This window comes from Mesorhizobium sp. B4-1-1, from assembly GCF_006439375.1.
GTDB lineage: Bacteria > Pseudomonadota > Alphaproteobacteria > Rhizobiales > Rhizobiaceae > Mesorhizobium.
In genome coordinates, this window is record NZ_VFTH01000006.1 from 159,712 (window position 1) to 174,933 (window position 15,222).

Annotated in this window: 17 protein-coding genes; 15 read left to right on the plus strand and 2 right to left on the minus strand. The window is 63.8% G+C overall.

The features are described 5' to 3' along the window. The first annotated feature begins 27 nt into the window (after positions 1 to 27). Both FJW10_RS11055 and FJW10_RS11060 read left to right on the plus strand, forming a co-directional pair. A complete protein-coding gene (locus tag FJW10_RS11055) occupies positions 28 to 270 on the plus strand; it encodes a type II toxin-antitoxin system Phd/YefM family antitoxin (RefSeq protein ID WP_140650566.1) in 243 nt (80 codons plus the stop codon). After that, positions 270 to 704 (plus strand): type II toxin-antitoxin system VapC family toxin, encoded by a 435-nt coding sequence (locus FJW10_RS11060; RefSeq protein WP_140650564.1) that lies wholly within the window; start codon positions 270 to 272, stop codon positions 702 to 704. Before FJW10_RS11055 ends, FJW10_RS11060 begins: the two co-directional genes overlap by 1 nt. 24 nt (positions 705 to 728) lie before the next feature. Here FJW10_RS11060 and FJW10_RS11065 read toward each other — a convergent pair whose 3' ends face one another. Beyond that, positions 729 to 1,568: an amidohydrolase gene (locus FJW10_RS11065; RefSeq protein ID WP_140900116.1), complete on the minus strand. Its 840-nt coding sequence runs from the start codon at positions 1,566 to 1,568 to the stop codon at positions 729 to 731. Positions 1,569 to 1,736: 168 nt separating this feature from the next. After that, entirely contained in the window at positions 1,737 to 2,525 is a 789-nt protein-coding gene (locus FJW10_RS11070) for an IclR family transcriptional regulator (RefSeq protein WP_140900117.1), read from the minus strand. A 165-nt stretch (positions 2,526 to 2,690) separates the two neighbouring features. Between FJW10_RS11070 and FJW10_RS11075 the strand changes: the two genes are divergently transcribed. The 13 genes from FJW10_RS11075 to FJW10_RS11135 all read left to right on the plus strand — a co-directional run bounded on the left by FJW10_RS11075 (position 2,691) and on the right by FJW10_RS11135 (position 15,195). Beyond that, entirely contained in the window at positions 2,691 to 4,007 is a 1,317-nt protein-coding gene (locus FJW10_RS11075; RefSeq protein ID WP_140900118.1) for a sugar ABC transporter substrate-binding protein, read from the plus strand. Positions 4,008 to 4,126: 119 nt separating this feature from the next. After that, positions 4,127 to 5,023: a sugar ABC transporter permease gene (locus FJW10_RS11080; RefSeq protein ID WP_140782471.1), complete on the plus strand. Its 897-nt coding sequence runs from the start codon at positions 4,127 to 4,129 to the stop codon at positions 5,021 to 5,023. A 2-nt stretch (positions 5,024 to 5,025) separates the two neighbouring features. Beyond that, positions 5,026 to 5,892 (plus strand): carbohydrate ABC transporter permease, encoded by an 867-nt coding sequence (locus FJW10_RS11085; protein WP_140900119.1) that lies wholly within the window; start codon positions 5,026 to 5,028, stop codon positions 5,890 to 5,892. A gap of 4 nt (positions 5,893 to 5,896) precedes the next feature. After that, complete coding sequence (ugpC, locus tag FJW10_RS11090) at positions 5,897 to 6,994, plus strand: sn-glycerol-3-phosphate ABC transporter ATP-binding protein UgpC (protein WP_140832149.1); 1,098 nt, start codon at positions 5,897 to 5,899, stop codon at positions 6,992 to 6,994. A gap of 1 nt (position 6,995) precedes the next feature. Then, positions 6,996 to 8,108 carry a mandelate racemase/muconate lactonizing enzyme family protein gene (locus tag FJW10_RS11095; protein WP_140832151.1) on the plus strand — a complete coding sequence of 371 codons (1,113 nt, stop codon included), beginning with the start codon at positions 6,996 to 6,998 and terminating at the stop codon, positions 8,106 to 8,108. 10 nt (positions 8,109 to 8,118) lie between these two features. Beyond that, the gene (locus tag FJW10_RS11100; RefSeq protein WP_140832152.1) at positions 8,119 to 8,448 is read left to right on the plus strand and encodes an L-rhamnose mutarotase; all 330 of its coding nucleotides are present in this window, start codon (positions 8,119 to 8,121) and stop codon (positions 8,446 to 8,448) included. Further along, positions 8,441 to 9,514 (plus strand): Gfo/Idh/MocA family oxidoreductase, encoded by a 1,074-nt coding sequence (locus FJW10_RS11105; protein WP_140900120.1) that lies wholly within the window; start codon positions 8,441 to 8,443, stop codon positions 9,512 to 9,514. The genes FJW10_RS11100 and FJW10_RS11105 overlap by 8 nt, the downstream gene beginning before the upstream one ends. A gap of 9 nt (positions 9,515 to 9,523) precedes the next feature. Continuing rightward, on the plus strand, positions 9,524 to 9,970 hold the full coding sequence (locus tag FJW10_RS11110) for a MaoC/PaaZ C-terminal domain-containing protein (RefSeq protein ID WP_040993608.1): 447 nt from the start codon (positions 9,524 to 9,526) through the stop codon (positions 9,968 to 9,970). 19 nt (positions 9,971 to 9,989) lie between these two features. Beyond that, positions 9,990 to 10,721, plus strand: coding sequence for an SDR family oxidoreductase (locus tag FJW10_RS11115; RefSeq protein WP_140900121.1), 732 nt, complete (start codon positions 9,990 to 9,992; stop codon positions 10,719 to 10,721). Positions 10,722 to 10,775: 54 nt separating this feature from the next. Next, complete coding sequence (locus FJW10_RS11120; protein ID WP_140900122.1) at positions 10,776 to 12,053, plus strand: L-fuconate dehydratase; 1,278 nt, start codon at positions 10,776 to 10,778, stop codon at positions 12,051 to 12,053. A gap of 347 nt (positions 12,054 to 12,400) precedes the next feature. Next, positions 12,401 to 13,060, plus strand: coding sequence for a DUF2161 family putative PD-(D/E)XK-type phosphodiesterase (locus FJW10_RS11125; RefSeq protein ID WP_140900123.1), 660 nt, complete (start codon positions 12,401 to 12,403; stop codon positions 13,058 to 13,060). A 159-nt stretch (positions 13,061 to 13,219) separates the two neighbouring features. Further along, positions 13,220 to 13,996, plus strand: coding sequence for a FadR/GntR family transcriptional regulator (locus tag FJW10_RS11130; RefSeq protein WP_140900124.1), 777 nt, complete (start codon positions 13,220 to 13,222; stop codon positions 13,994 to 13,996). After that, positions 13,993 to 15,195, plus strand: a complete 1,203-nt coding sequence (locus tag FJW10_RS11135) for a PLP-dependent transferase (RefSeq protein ID WP_140832163.1) — start codon at positions 13,993 to 13,995, stop codon at positions 15,193 to 15,195. The genes FJW10_RS11130 and FJW10_RS11135 overlap by 4 nt, the downstream gene beginning before the upstream one ends. Positions 15,196 to 15,222 lie beyond the last annotated feature (27 nt).

The following is a 15,222-nucleotide window of genomic DNA, read 5'->3' on the forward strand; positions in this document are numbered from 1 at the left end:
GACTATCTACATGGTCAGGAGTGTGACATGAATGCGATCAATCTCGCCGATGCCAAGGCCCACCTCAGCGAACTGGTCGACCGGGTCGAGGCGGGCGATTCGATCGACATCACTCGTCGCGGCAAGCCGGTCGCACGACTCACTGCCGTAGTCGGGCCGCGCAAACCGATCGATATCGCGCTGCTTCGTTCGCTGACGGCAGCGATGTCGGCCCAGTCCCAGGGCGCCGCCGATCTCGTCCGGTCGATGCGGGATGGTGATCGCTACTGATGCTCTATCTCGACACGTCGCTGATCGTGGCGGCTCTCTCGAACGAAACGATGACGCCGCGTGTGCAGGCTTGGCTGACGGAACAGGAGCCGGCGCAGCTTCTCATTAGCGACTGGACCGTCACCGAGATGTCGTCCGCCATGGCGATCAAGCTACGCACAGGACAAATCAGCCTGGAACAGCGCGCCGCCGCGCTTGCCGTGTTTAATAGGCTTGTCGCGGAGAGCTTTACCGTCCTGGGCGTGACGGGCGGGCAGTTCCGGGCGGCAGCGAGGTTTGCCGACCGGCACGATCTTGGACTTCGAGCAGGGGACGCGCTGCATCTCGCCATCGCATCGGAGCATGGCGCCACGATATATACGCTTGATCAGCGGCTCGCCGACGCCGGGCCAGAACTCGGTGTGCCGGCGCAAATGCTCGCTGACAGCGATTAGTTTGCAGGCGAGCTCTTTATTTGCCTATCCAAGCCGCCACAACTGGCGCGCATTGCCCGAAAGCAGGCGTGCTCGCTCCGCCTCGCTCGTGCCGGCAAGCATTGCATGGGTGGCGGCAATCCAGGTCGTCAGCCCGCCGCCCAGCGTGCAGACCGGCCAGTCGCTGCCCCAGATCACGCGGTCCCAGCCGAACGAGCTTATCGTGTGCTCGACATAGGGCCTCAGCATCTCGATCGTCCACGTCGCCGGGTCGGCATAGGCGACGACGCCGGAGATCTTGGCCGTGACGTTCGGCCGTTTGGCGATCGCTTCCATATGCTCGCGCCACGGATGTTCCGCATTGCCCTTGATGTCGGGCACGCCGCAATGGTCGAGGACGAACTGGACGTCGGGCGCGAGGTCGGCAAGCGCCATCGCCTTCGGGATCTGATGCGGCAGCACCACAAGGTCGAAGGTCAGGCCGCTGCCGGCCAGCCGCTTGATGTTCCGGCGAAACAGCGCGCCTTCGGAGAGATCGTCGGGCACGACATGCAGCACGCGGCGGAAACCCTTGACGAACGGCTCGGCCCTGACCGTTTCCAGATAGGCCTCGAAACCGGTCTCCTCGGGCCGGCAGGAGGCGATCGCGCCCTTAAGCAGGCTGCCGGCCTGGCCGGCGATCGACTTCACATAGGCCGTCTCGGCGGCGATATCGGCGGGGTCGACATCGACCTCCATATGCAGCACCGCTTCGATGCCTGAGCGCCGGGCGTCGGCGGCATATTCCTCATAGGAGAAATCGCGGTTGAGCGCCGGCACGCCGGCCAGCCACGGATAGCGGAGCGCGCTCTGGTCGATGAGATGCAGATGCGTGTCGATGATCATGGCGACGTATCCTCCGTGGCCCGGAGAATGATCCCGAAAAGTTGCAGACTTTTCGGAAAGATCATGCTCCAAAAAAACAAGGCGTTAGAGCGGGATGACCGGCTGCTTTTGAGTTCATCCCACTCTAAGACACTATCCCGCCGAAAAATCTATTATTCAAATAAGAAATTACTGCGGCTGCGGCACATCGGATCCGGCGAGCTGCGAGAGCCTGGCGGCGGCGCCTTGCAGATGCCGAATCGTCAGCGTGATGTCCGGCGCCGTCGGCGCGTTGACCAGGGTGATGTAGGGGATGGTCAGCGCCGCGATGGCTCTGCCGTCGGGGCCCAGCACCGGCGTCGAAAGATTGTAGACGCCGGCGGTCTGCAGCGACGCCATCATCTCGTAGCCCCGGTCGCGCACCTGGTCGAGGCGGGCGAAGAACTCCGGCGTCAGGTTGAGTTGTTCGGTGCTCTGCAGATGCTCGGCGATCATCATCTTGCGCTCTTCGGGTGAGCGGAAGGCAAGCAGCACATGGCCGGAACCGGTGTCGAACAGGCTGATATGCGAGCCGACCCGGATCGAGATGCCCCAGTAACGCGGCGCTTCCTGCTGCGCGATGACCACGGCGGCGCCGCGGTCGAACACCACCAATTGGTTGGCCTGCCATGAGGTTTCGGCCAGTTCCCGCATGATCGGCGTCGCGTAGGACACCAGCCTGCGCACAGGCGCGTGCAACTGCGCCAGCCCGAACAGCTTGAGCGTCAGCGAATAGCGGTCGCCGTCGATCTTGGTGACATAGCCGCGCCGCACCAGCCGGTCGAGCATCCGGTAGAACTCGTTCGGGCTGCGGTCCAACCGCTTGGCGATCTCCGCCTGCGTCAACCCGCCATCCACGCTGGACAGCAATTCGAGAATATCCAGCCCTTTGTCCAGCGCCGGCGCCCGGTAGCGGTCCCCGTCTTCTTCCTCTGCCACCCGCCCCTCCAGTGAATTTAAATCTGCATATATGCATGAACTTCATTCGGCTGGAAGCATAATCGCCTTGACCCGGGAATGAAAATGCTATTTGCATATGAATGAAGCTTGAGCGATCGGTCACGCACTCGGCGGACCGTCGCCGCGAGCCCATGGGAGGAGAACATGACGAGACTGGTTCTAGGCATTACCGCCGGCCTGGCTGGCCTGTTGCTGAGCGGCACGGCGTTTTCGGCCGATCTGCCCGGCAAATTTCCGGGCGTGACGATCGACGTGAAGCTGATCGGCGGCCAGCAATATGAAAAGCTCTACGAGCGCATCCCCGAATGGGAGAAGGCGACCGGCGCCAAGGTCAACATCCTGACCAAGAAGAACGGCTTCGACATCGACAAGGAGCTGAAGTCCGACATCGCCTCGGGCAGCACCAACTGGTGCGTCGGCTGGAACCATTCGTCCTTCGCGCCGCAGTATACGGGCCTTTACACCGACCTCAGCAAGCTCTTGCCGAAGGAAGAGATCGACGCTTTCGTGCCGTCGACGATCAAGGCCGCGACCATCGACGGCAAGCTGGAGATGCTGCCGCGCGCGCAGTTCGACGTCTCGGCGCTCTACTACCAGAAGAGCCTCTACGAGAACCCCGACAACAAGACCAAGTTCAAGGCCAAATACGGCTATGACCTTGCGCCGCCGGACACCTGGAAGGAAGTCACCGACCAGGCCGAGTTCTTCGCCAACCCGCCCAATTTCTACGGCACGCAGTTCGCCGGCAAGGAAGAGGCGATCAACGGCCGCTTCTACGAGATGGTGGTCGCCGAGGGCGGCGAATATCTCGACAAGGACGGCAAGCCCGTCTTCAATTCCGAGGCTGGCATCCGGGCGCTCGACTGGTTCGTCAACCTTTACAAGGCCAAGGCCGTGCCGGCCGGCACCACCAACTATCTCTGGGACGATCTCGGCCAGGGCTTTGCCTCGGGCACCGTGGCGATCAACCTCGACTGGCCGGGCTGGGCCGGTTTCTTCAACGATCCGAAGTCCTCGAAGGTCGCCGGCAATGTCGGCGTGAAAGTCGCGCCCAAGGGGTCTTCCGGCAAGCGCACCGGCTGGTCCGGTTTCCACGGCTTCTCGGTGACCGAGAACTGCGCCAACAAGGAAGCCGCCGCTTCCCTGGTCTGGTGGCTGACCAACGAGGACAGCCAGAAGCTGGAAGCCGCCGCCGGCCCGCTGCCGACCCGCACCGCGGTTTGGGACTGGGACTTGAAGCAGGCTGAAAACGATCCTTACAAGAAGGAGGTTCTCTCCGCCTTCCAGGAGGAAGCCAAGCACGCCTTCGCCGTGCCGCAGACGCCGGAATGGATCGAGATCTCGAACGCCGTCTATCCCGAGTTGCAGGCGGCGATCCTCGGCGACAAGACGTCCAAGCAGGCCCTGGACGAGGCGGCCGCCAAGGCGACGCAGATCCTCCAGGACGCCGGCAAGCTCTAGGCATCGCGCTCGCAAATCGCCTCCCCGGCAAACCGGGGAGGCTGCAGCCTTTGCGGCTGCTCAAATCTCGCCCAGGCTTCGGCCGGGGCTGGCTCAGTCGTTTCTTTCACAGGGTCCCGATGAAGGGCTTCAAGCCATCCGCGCCGTTCCTGCTGCTGCTCCCGGCCATCGTCGTGCTGGCGGCGGTCGTGGTGCTGCCGTTGATCTTGTCGCTTTATTCCAGCTTCACGCCGTTCCGCCTGACGCGGCCCGAGACCTTCTTCGTCTTCGTCGGCCTTCGCAACTATCTCTCGATCCTGTCCAATGCCGATTTCTGGTGGGCCTTCGGCCGCACCGTGCTCCTGCTCACCATCGCGCTGAACCTTGAAATGCTGCTCGGCCTCGGGCTGGCCATGCTGGTGGAGAAGGCGACGCGCGGCCAGCGCATCCTGCGCACGCTGATGATGTTCCCCATGATGTTCTCGCCGATCCTGGTCGGCTTCCAGTTCAAATTCATGTTCAACGACAATATCGGCCTGGTGAACAACGCGCTGCAGTCGCTGGGCATCACGCAGGACGCCATCCCGTGGCTGATCGAAGGCCATCTCGCCTTCATCGCCATCTCGATCGCCGAGATCTGGTCGTCGACCTCGATCTTCGCCATCCTGATCCTAGCCGGCCTGCTGGCCATGCCCAAGGAGCCGATCGAGGCGGCTCGCGTCGACGGCTGCACGCCCTGGCAGACCTTCCGCTATGTCACCTGGCCCTTCGTCATGCCCTTCGCCTATATCGCTATGACGATCCGCTCGCTCGACGTCGCGCGCGCCTATGACATCGTCAAGATCATGACCGACGGCGGCCCGGCCGGCCGCACCGAGTTGTTGTGGACGCTGGTCGGGCGCACCGCCTACAGCGACGCCCGCATGGGTCTCGCCAACGCCATGGCCTATTTCTCGATCCTGCTGTCGATCGCCTTCACCGTCTATTTCTACAACAAGCTCGCCGCGGCGCGCGCGCAGATCGGCGCGGAGTGGTGACGATGGACGAGAACGCCTCCGCCCGCCTCACCCGCCGCGCGCTGACCGTCGCGCACCGTGTCGGCCTGTTCCTCGCCATGCTGCTTATCTGCCTGCCGGGCATCTGGATCGTTCTGTCGTCGCTCAGGCCCACGGTCGAGATCATGGCCAAGCCGCCGGTCTGGATCCCGCAAGAACTCTCCTTCGATGCCTATGTCGCGATGTTCAGCGGCATCGGCAAGGGCGGCATCCCGGTGCTCGACTATTTCCGCAATTCGCTGATCATCTCGATCACCTCGACGGTGATCGCGGTGGCCATCGGCATGGCCGGCGGCTACGCCTTCGCGCGCTACCGGTTCCGCGGCAAGTCGGGCATGTTCCTCGGCCTGATGCTGACGCGCACCGTGCCCGGCATCGCGCTCTCGCTGCCCCTGTTCTTCCTCTATGTGCGGCTGGGCATCATCGACACCCATATCGGCATGATCCTGGCCTATGTCGCGCTCAACGTGCCCTTCACCATCTGGCTGATCGACGGCTTCTTCCGCCAGGTGCCGAAAGACCTCGCGGAGGCCGCGCAGATCGACGGCTGCACGCGCTGGCAAGCCTTCTGGCAGGTCGAATTCCCGCTGGCGCGTCCGGGCATCGCCTCGGCTGCGATTTTCGCCTTCCTCACCTGCTGGAACGAGTTCGCTTTGGCCTCGCAGCTTACCCGCTCCGTCAACTCCAAGACGCTGCCCGTCGGGCTGCTCGACTACACGGCCGAGTTCACCATCGACTGGCGCGGCATGTGCGCGCTGGCCGTGGTGATGATCATCCCGGCGCTGACCCTCACCTACATCGTCCAGAAACACCTTGTCGGCGGTCTCACCTCCGGCGCGGTGAAAGGTTGACTTCATGGCAACGGTTTCGCTGAAAAAGCTCACCAAGCGCTACGGCAACATGGAGATCGTGCACGGCATCGATCTCGACATCGCCGATCGAGAATTCATCGCGCTGGTCGGTCCGTCCGGCTGTGGCAAGTCGACGACCTTGCGCATGATCGCTGGTCTCGAAGATATCAGCGGCGGCACGATCGACATCGGCGGCCGCGTGGTCAACGACCTGGCGCCGCGCTCGCGCAACATCTCCATGGTGTTCCAGTCCTACGCGCTCTACCCGCATATGACGGTGCGCGAGAACCTCGGCTTCTCCTTGAAGATCGCGGGTGCGGCCAAGGACGACATGGACCGGCGCGTTGCCGAAGCCTCCGCCATCCTCGGCCTCGACGAACTGCTCGAGCGCCGCCCCTCGCAGCTCTCCGGCGGCCAGCGCCAGCGCGTCGCCATGGGCCGTGCCATCGTGCGCGATCCCGATGTCTTCCTGTTCGACGAGCCGCTCTCCAACCTCGATGCCAAGCTGCGCACGCAGATGCGCACCGAGATCAAGAAGCTGCACGCCAAGGTCAAGTCGACGGTGATCTACGTTACCCACGACCAGGTCGAGGCGATGACGCTCGCGGACCGCATCGTCATCATGCGCTCTGGTTACATCGAGCAGGTCGGCACGCCGGATGAGGTGTTCAGCCGACCCGCGACCCACTTCGTCGCCGGGTTCATCGGATCGCCGCCGATGAACCTGCACGAGGCGACGGTGAGCGATGGCAAGCTTGTGTTCAGCGGCGGCGACAGCCTGCCGCTGCCCGGCCAGTTCAAGTCGAAGACGGCGGCCGGCGACAGGGTCGTGTTCGGTATTCGTCCAGACGACTTCTATCCGACCGGTCACGGCCTGAGCTCCGGCGGCGAAACAGAAGTCCACCGCGTCGAGCTGCCGGTCAGCATCACCGAACCGCTCGGCAACGAAACGCTGGTCTTCGCCGAGTTCAACGGCGCCGACTGGGTGTCGCGCATGCTCAATCCGAAACCGTTGAAAACGGGCGACCGGATCGGCATGAGCTTCGATCTGAGCCGCGCGCATCTGTTCTCCGCCGAAACCGGCAAGTCGCTGAGGAACTGACATGGCAAAAATCGAGAAAATCGAACTGCGCATGGTCGACCTCGTGCCGAAGGTGAAGCGCACGGACGCGATCCAGAGTTTCGTCAGCCAGGAGACGCCGATCGTCACCATCACCGATTCCGATGGCGCGTCGGGCACCGGCTACAGTTATACGATCGGCACCGGCGGCTCCTCGGTGATGCGGCTTCTCGCCGATCATCTCGCGCCGCGCCTGATCGGCCGTGACGCCGACCAGATCGAGGCGATCTGGCACGATCTCGAATTCGCCACCCACGCCACCACCATCGGCGCCATCACCGCGATCGCGCTGGCCGCGATCGACACGGCGCTTTGGGATCTGCGGGCGAGAAAACAGAACCTGCCGCTCTGGAAGCTTGCCGGCGGCGCCAAGGACCGCTGCCCGCTCTACACCACCGAGGGGGGCTGGCTGCATATCGAGAAGGCCGCACTTGTCGACGACGCGCTTGCCGCAAAGGCCAGGGGCTTCACCGGCTCGAAGGTCAAGATCGGCAAGCCGCACGGCTCCGAGGACGTCGCGCGGCTCTCGGCCGTGCGCAAGGCGGTCGGCGACGGCTACGAGATCATGACCGACTGCAACCAGGGCTTTTCCGTCGACGAAGCGATCCGCCGCGCCGAGCGGCTGCGCGAGCTCGACCTCGCCTGGATCGAGGAGCCGCTGCCGGCCGACGACATAGACGGCCATGTGCGGCTGTCGAATTCGACGCCGACGCCGATCGCCGTCGGCGAATCGCTCTATTCCATCAGGCACTTTCGCGAGTACATGCAGAAAGGCGGCTGCAACATCGTCCAGGTCGATGTCGGCCGCATCGGCGGCATCACCCCCTGGCTGAAAGTGGCCCATGCGGCCGAGGCTTTCGATATGCCGGTCTGCCCGCATTTCCTGATGGAGTTGCATGTCAGTCTGGTCTGCGCCATCCAGAACGGCAAATATGTCGAGTATATTCCGCAGCTCGATGAGTTGACGGGCGCTAAGATGCGCATCGAGGACGGTCATGCGCTGGCGCCCAGCGAACCCGGCATCGGCATCGACTGGGACTGGGACGCGGTGAAGGCAAGGAGCATCGCCGAATTCACCACGGCGATCGTGAAATAGGGAGGCGGATATGCAGCGCATGGGAATGGTGCTGGGCTTGAAGCCCGAGAAGGTCGAGGAATATGTCCGCCTGCACGCTGCTGTGTGGCCTGACGTTCTCGCCATGATCTCGGCCTGCAACATCAAGAACTATTCGATCTATCTGAAGCGGCCAGAGAACCTTTTGTTCTCCTATTTCGAATATCACGGCACCGATTACGCCACCGATATGGCCAAGATGGCTGCCGATCCCAAGACCCAGGAATGGTGGTCGGTCTGCATGCCTTGCCAGGAGCCGCTGCCGACCCGCAAGGAAGGCGAGTGGTGGGCGTCGATGGACGAGGTCTTCCATCATGACTGATGCCTTCGATCCGGCATCGCTGGCGCAGTCCTGGCCGAAACCGTCGAAGCCGCGTCCGATCGTCACCTTCGGCGCCGGCTCGATCGTCGGCGACGCGCATTTTCCCGCCTACCGCAAGGGCGGCTTCCCGATTTCCGGCCTCTACGATCCGGACCAGGCCAAGGCGCGGAAGCTCGCCGACAAGTGGGGCGTCACGGCGTTCCACTCGGTCGAGGAAGCAGCGGCCGTCAGGGACGCGATCTTCGACCTCGCCACCCCGCCGGGCCGGCATGCAGAGGTGCTGAAGGCCCTGCCGGACGGCGCAGTGGCGCTGATCCAGAAGCCTATGGGCAACTACCTCGGCGAGGCGACCGAGATCCTCGAAATCTGCCGCGCCAAGCACCTGAAGGCCGCCGTGAACTTCCAGCTTCGCTTCGCGCCGATGATGCTGGCGCTGAAGGATGCCATCGCCAAGGGCTGGCTGGGCGAGGTCGTTGATTTCGACGCGCTTCTGGCGCTCGACACACCCTGGCAGCTATGGGAATTCCTGCTCAAGGCGCCGCGTGTCGAGATCGCCATGCATTCGATCCATTATCTCGACCTGATCCGCCAGCTTCTCGGCAATCCTTTGGGTGTGCATGCCAAGACGCTTGGCCATCCCAATCACAAGGTCGCACAGACCCGCACCAGCGCCATCCTTGACTATGGCGACACCGTGCGTTGCGGACTCTCCATCAATCATGACCACAAATTCGGCCGCCGCTACCAGGCCTGCGAGTTCCGCATCTGCGGCACCGAAGGCGCGGCTTACGTCAAGCTCGGCCTCAATCTCGACTATCCGAGTGGCGAGCCCGATATTCTGGAAATCCATCCCAAGGGCGGGTCGGATTGGGTCAGCGTGCCGCTCGCCGGCGAATGGTTCCCCGATGCCTTTGTCGGCCGCATGGCCAATGTCCAGCGTTTTGCTTCCGGCGAGGACGCCGAGCTTGTCAGCTCCGTCGAGGACGCCTGGCACACCATGGCGCTGGTCGAAGCCGCCTATAAATCGAGTGCCACGCCGGCGACGCCGCTGGCCGCAAAGCCGTAGAAGCGCGTCATGGAACAGACCACTTATTTCGAGGACTATGAGATCGGCTCGTCGCGCCTCACCAGTGGCCGCACCATCACCGAGACCGATTTCGTCGTCCATGCCGGCCACACCGGCGACTTCTTTCCGCATCACATGGACGCCGAGTTCATGAAGACAACGCCCTTCGGCCAGCGCATCGCGCATGGCACGCTGGTCTTCTCGGTCGGCGTCGGTCTGACGGCGAGCGTGATCAATCCCGTCGCCTTCTCCTATGGCTATGACCGGCTGCGCTTCATCAAGCCGGTCTTCATCGGCGACACGATCCGCACGCGCACCACCATCGCCGCCAAGGAGGACGACCCGAAACGGCCAAACGCCGGACGCGTCATCGAGCGTGTCGAGGTTTTGAACCAGCGCGACGAGGTCGTGCTGGCGGCGGATCACATCTACATCGTCGAGCGACGGCCCGGCTGAACGACGGAGACAAAAGAACATGGCTGATATCACAGGCAAAGTCGTGGTCGTCACGGCGGCCGCGCAGGGCATAGGACGGGCAAGCGTTCTGGCTTTCGCAGAGGCCGGCGCCATTGTTCACGCCACCGACATCAACGAGGCGGCCCTGGCCGAACTTAGCAAGACGCCCGGCATTGCGACGCGAAAACTCGATGTGCTGAACGACGATGCGGTTAAAACCGCCTTTGCCGAAATCGGCCGCGTCGACGTGCTGTTCAACTGTGCCGGCTTCGTCCATGCCGGCTCGATCCTGGAGATGAAGGACGAGGACCTCGACTTCGCCTTCAATCTCAACGTGCGCGCCATGATCCGCACCATCCGCGCCGTGCTGCCTGGCATGCTGGAACGCGGCGACGGCTCGATCATCAACATGGCGTCGGTGGCGGGCGCGCCGAAAGGCGTGCCGAACCGCTTTGCTTATGGCGTGACCAAGGCGGCCGTGGTCGGCCTGACCAAGTCGATCGCCGCCGACTATGTCGCCAAGGGCATACGTTGCAACGCCATCTGTCCTGGCACCGTCGAGAGCCCCTCGCTTCAAGGCCGCATGCAGGCGCAGGGCGACTACGAGGCGGCGCGCGCCGCTTTCATCGCCCGCCAGCCGATGGGCAGGATCGGCACGCCCGACGAGATCGCCGACCTCGCTGTCTATCTGGCCGGCGCCTCCTACACGACAGGTCAGGCCTATAATATCGACGGCGGCTGGTCGATCTGAGGCCGTTTCGGTAGCCATGTTGAGCGCGGGCGGCAATTCAGTCACGAGGCGGCAATGACGAAAATCACGGACCTCAGAACCTTCGACCTGCGCTTCCCGACATCGCAAAGCCTCGACGGCTCCGATGCGATGAATCCGGATCCGGATTACTCGGCAGCCTATGTCATCCTCGACACCGATGTCCCGTCGTTGAAGGGCCACGGGCTCACTTTCACCATCGGCCGCGGCAATGAAATCTGCTGCGCGGCGATCGAAGCGCTGCGCCGCCGCGTCGTCGGGCTCGATCTTGACTGGGTGAAAGAGGACCCCGGCCGTTTCTGGCACCATGTGACCGGCGACAGCCAACTGCGCTGGATCGGCCCGGACAAGGGCGCAATGCATCTCGCCGTCGGCGCGGTGGTCAATGCGGTCTGGGACCTGTGGGCGAAGGAGGCCGGCAAGCCGGTCTGGCGCCTGGTCGCCGAGATGAGCCCCGAGGAGATCGTGCGCATCGTCGATTTCCGCTACCTCACCGACGCGATCACGCCGGCCGAAGCGTTGGCGATCCTGAAGAGAGCCGAGGCCGGCAAGGCCGGGCGCATCGCCGCGCTCGAGCGCGAGGGATATGCCTGCTACACCACCTCGGCCGGCTGGCTCGGCTATCCCGACGACAAGCTCAGGCGTCTTTGCCAGGAAGCAGTGGACGATGGGTTCAATCACATCAAGCTGAAGGTCGGCCGCGACCGCGCCGACGACATCCGCCGTCTCAGGATCGCCCGCGAGGTGATCGGCCCGGACCGCTATCTGATGATAGACGCCAACCAGGTCTGGGAGGTCGACCAGGCGATCGACTGGCTGAAGGACCTGGCCTTCGCCAAGCCCTTCTTCATCGAGGAGCCGACCAGCCCCGACGACGTCGCCGGCCACGCACAGATCCGCAAGGCTGTGGCGCCGATCAAGGTCGCGACCGGCGAGATGTGCCAGAACCGCATCATGTTCAAGCAGTTCATCGCCGGCGGTGCGATCGACGTCGTGCAGATCGATTCCTGCCGCATGGGCGGGCTGAACGAAGTGCTGGCGGTGCTGCTGATCGCCGCCAAGTTCGGCCTGCCGGTCTGGCCGCATGCCGGCGGCGTCGGCCTTTGCGAATATGTCCAGCATCTGTCGATGATCGACTATGTCGCCGTGTCAGGCAGCAAGGACGGACGCGTCATCGAATATGTCGACCATCTGCACGAGCATTTCCTCGAACCCTGCGTGATCCGCGATGCCGCTTATATGCCGCCTCGGGCACCTGGTTTCTCGATCGAGATGAAGGCTCGGTCGATCGAGGATTACCTGCATCGTGCCTGAAGCATCGGCGCTGCCTTCTCGCGTTGGACGCGGTATCGTCTGCTTCTCGGGCTACGAGGTCGCTCAGGGGGCGTCCACGACCTGACAGCGTGGCTGGTCCCATGCATCGGGCAAAGACGATCAGTTGAAGACGGCCTCGTAGGTGTAGCCCGTCTGGTCGCTCGAGACAGGCACGATGAAGATGTCATGCGAGCATCACCGCGGCCAGATCCCGGCTTCCGAGCTGCCTAATCGTTTAGGTTCGAGCGCAAGATAGTCCGGTCATCGGTCAATGCGGTCTTCGGGCGTCACGACGAGCACGCTCGCGGCACGCGACCGGACCGCCGCGAATCGGCTATGCCTGTCGCATGCAGGAAACGTCCCTCTACGAGCCGGTGAAGCGGTTTCTCGAGAGCATGGATTTCGCCGTCAAGGGCGAGATCGGCGGCTGCGACGTGGTCGGCGTCCGCGCGGGCGAGCCGCCGGTTGTCGTCATTTGCGAATTGAAGCTGCAGTTCAACCTCGAGCTCGTCCTGCAAGCCGTCGACCGCGCGGCGGCTTGTGACGAGGTCTGGCTGGCTGCTTTGATATCGGCGCGCGGCAAGGGCCGCGAGCATGACCGCCGCTTCCGCGCGCTCTGCCGCCGTCTCGGCTTCGGTCTGTTGGGCGTCGGCAGGAAGGGCGAGGTCGAGCTGCTGCTCAGTCCCGCCGCCTTGCCGCCGCGCCGCGATCCCACGCGGCGCTCGCGCCTGGTCGAGGAACATCACCGCCGCAAGGGCGATCCGTCCGTCGGCGGCAGCACGCGCAGGAAGCCCATCATGACCGCTTACCGTCAGGAGGCGCTTGCCTGCGCCGCCGCCATGGCCGACGGCCCGAAACGGCCGCGCGACCTCAAAACCCTTTCGCCGCGCGCCGCGACCATCCTTCAGCATAATTACTACGGCTGGTTCGCCAGGGCAGAGCGCGGCGTCTACGCGCTGACCGAAACCGGCCTCGCCGCGATCCAGCCTGTTGCGGCAGCCCTGTAACTTATCGTTTGGCGAAGATTTGCCGGCTTACCATTAAGCGCGGTTCTCGCGGTGCCTGGCCCGGGTTGCGTCGGGACACTCCTTCGCCCGCGCTTTCCCTCGTCGATCCCGCGGCCTCGGAAGCATTCCCAACTGCCCGGTTGACTCACCGCTTCGATCATGCAGAAATTGGTTGGACCATTGAACCACTTAGGCTCAGCCGGCGTGACCGATTTCCTGCCTCCCATCCAGACCATGGCCCGCGACGACGCGGTTCTGAAGGCGTTGGTGGGCTTCGTGCGGCAGGAGGCTCTTGGCCCCGGTGAAAAACTCCCGACGGAGCGCATCCTGGCCGAACGCCTCAAGGTCAGCCGCAACACGGTGCGCGAGGCGCTGACGCGCTGGGAAGGCCTCGGTCTCGTCGAACGGCGGCAAGGCTCGGGCACTTATCTCAAGGCCGCCGTCTCGCCCGACATGCTGCACATGCCGCTGACATTGGCCGGCGGCAATGATTTCGCCGGCCTGATGCGCACGCTGGAGATTCGCCGCGCGCTGGAGGCCGAGGCGGCGGCGCTTTGCGCCATTCGCGCCGGCAAGGCCGAGATCGCCGAGATCGAGCGCAAGCTCGACATCATGGAAGAAGCTTTCCGCACCCGCGCCGGCATGTCCTCGGAAGAGGATTGGGAATTCCACCAGGCTGTCTACCGCGCCTCGGGCAATCCGCTCTTCGAGCAGATCATCAGTGCCATGCACGAGCTGTTCCACCGCTTCTGGGAGCATCCGCTCGGCGTGCGCGACTTCGGCCATGCCAGCTTCCCCTATCACCGCACCATCTTCGAGCGCATCGCCGCGCATGATCCCGAGGGCGCCCGCGCCGAGGCGCTGAAGCTCATCGCCACCGTCGGGGACGATCTGAAACGCGGTGCCGCCAACCTCAAGCTTTCGGACCGCAGATGAACGAGCAGCCCAACACCTTCGATCCGGCCTCGATGGCCAGCGACTATCTCGGCGAGGCGGCGACGCTGCTGGCGCATGACGAGCCGTTCCCCGGCGGCGCGGTGGTGCCGCCCATCTACCAGACGTCGCTGTTTACCTTCGCCAGTTACGCCGACATGGCCGACACCTTCGCCGGCAGGAGAAAGCAGCCGATCTATTCGCGCGGCGACAATCCGACGGTGATGGAGTTCGAGGCGCGTGTCGCCGCCTTGGAAGGCGCCGAGGCCGCGCGCGGCTTTTCCAGTGGCATGGCGGCCATCAGCGCCACGCTGCTCGCCTTTGTCGGCGCCGGCGAGCGCATCGTTGCCGTGCGCAACTGCTATGGCGACGCGTACCGGCTGTTCGAGCGCCTGTTCCCGCGCTTGCAAATCAAGGTCGACTATGTCGACGGCGCCGATCCCGACGCGGTTGCCGCGGCACTTCCCGGCGCCAAGCTGCTCTACCTCGAAAGCCCGACCTCGATGCTGTTCGAGCTGCAGGACCTGGAGCATCTGACGCGGCTGGCCAAGGAGCAGGGCATCGTCACCACCATCGACAATTCCTGGGCGACGCCCGTCTTCCAGAAGCCGATCTCGCATGGCGTCGACCTGGTGCTGCATTCGGCCTCGAAATATCTGAGCGGCCACAGCGACACCGTCGCCGGCGTGGTGGCCGGCTCCGCCGCGCATATCAAGCATATCAACGAGCAGACCTATTCCCAGCTCGGCGGCAAGCTGTCGCCCTTCGAAGGCTGGCTCTTGCTGCGCGGGCTGCGCACGCTGCCGCTGCGCTTGCCGCATCACATGAAGAGCGGACTTACGATTGCCGAGCGGCTGAAGGCGCATGGCAAGGTCGAGCGCGTCAACCATCCTGCCTATTCGAACCACCCCGGCAAGAAGACGCTTGCAGGCTATGCCGGGCTGTTCTCCTTCGAGGTCACCGAGGACGTCGACATCCCGGCTTTCGTCGATGCGCTGAAGTTCTTCCGCATCGGCGTCAGCTGGGGCGGCCACGAAAGCCTGGTCGTGCCGGCCAAGGCCTCGCTCGAACAGACGCCGGGCATCAATTCGATGGCGCGCTTCGGCGTCAGCCCCCGAACCATCCGCTTCAATGTCGGATTGGAAAGCGTCGAGGATCTCTGGGCCGACATCGCCCAGGCCTTCGACAAAGCAAAAAAATAACCGAGCGTTCAAAATGGGAGTCCTGAA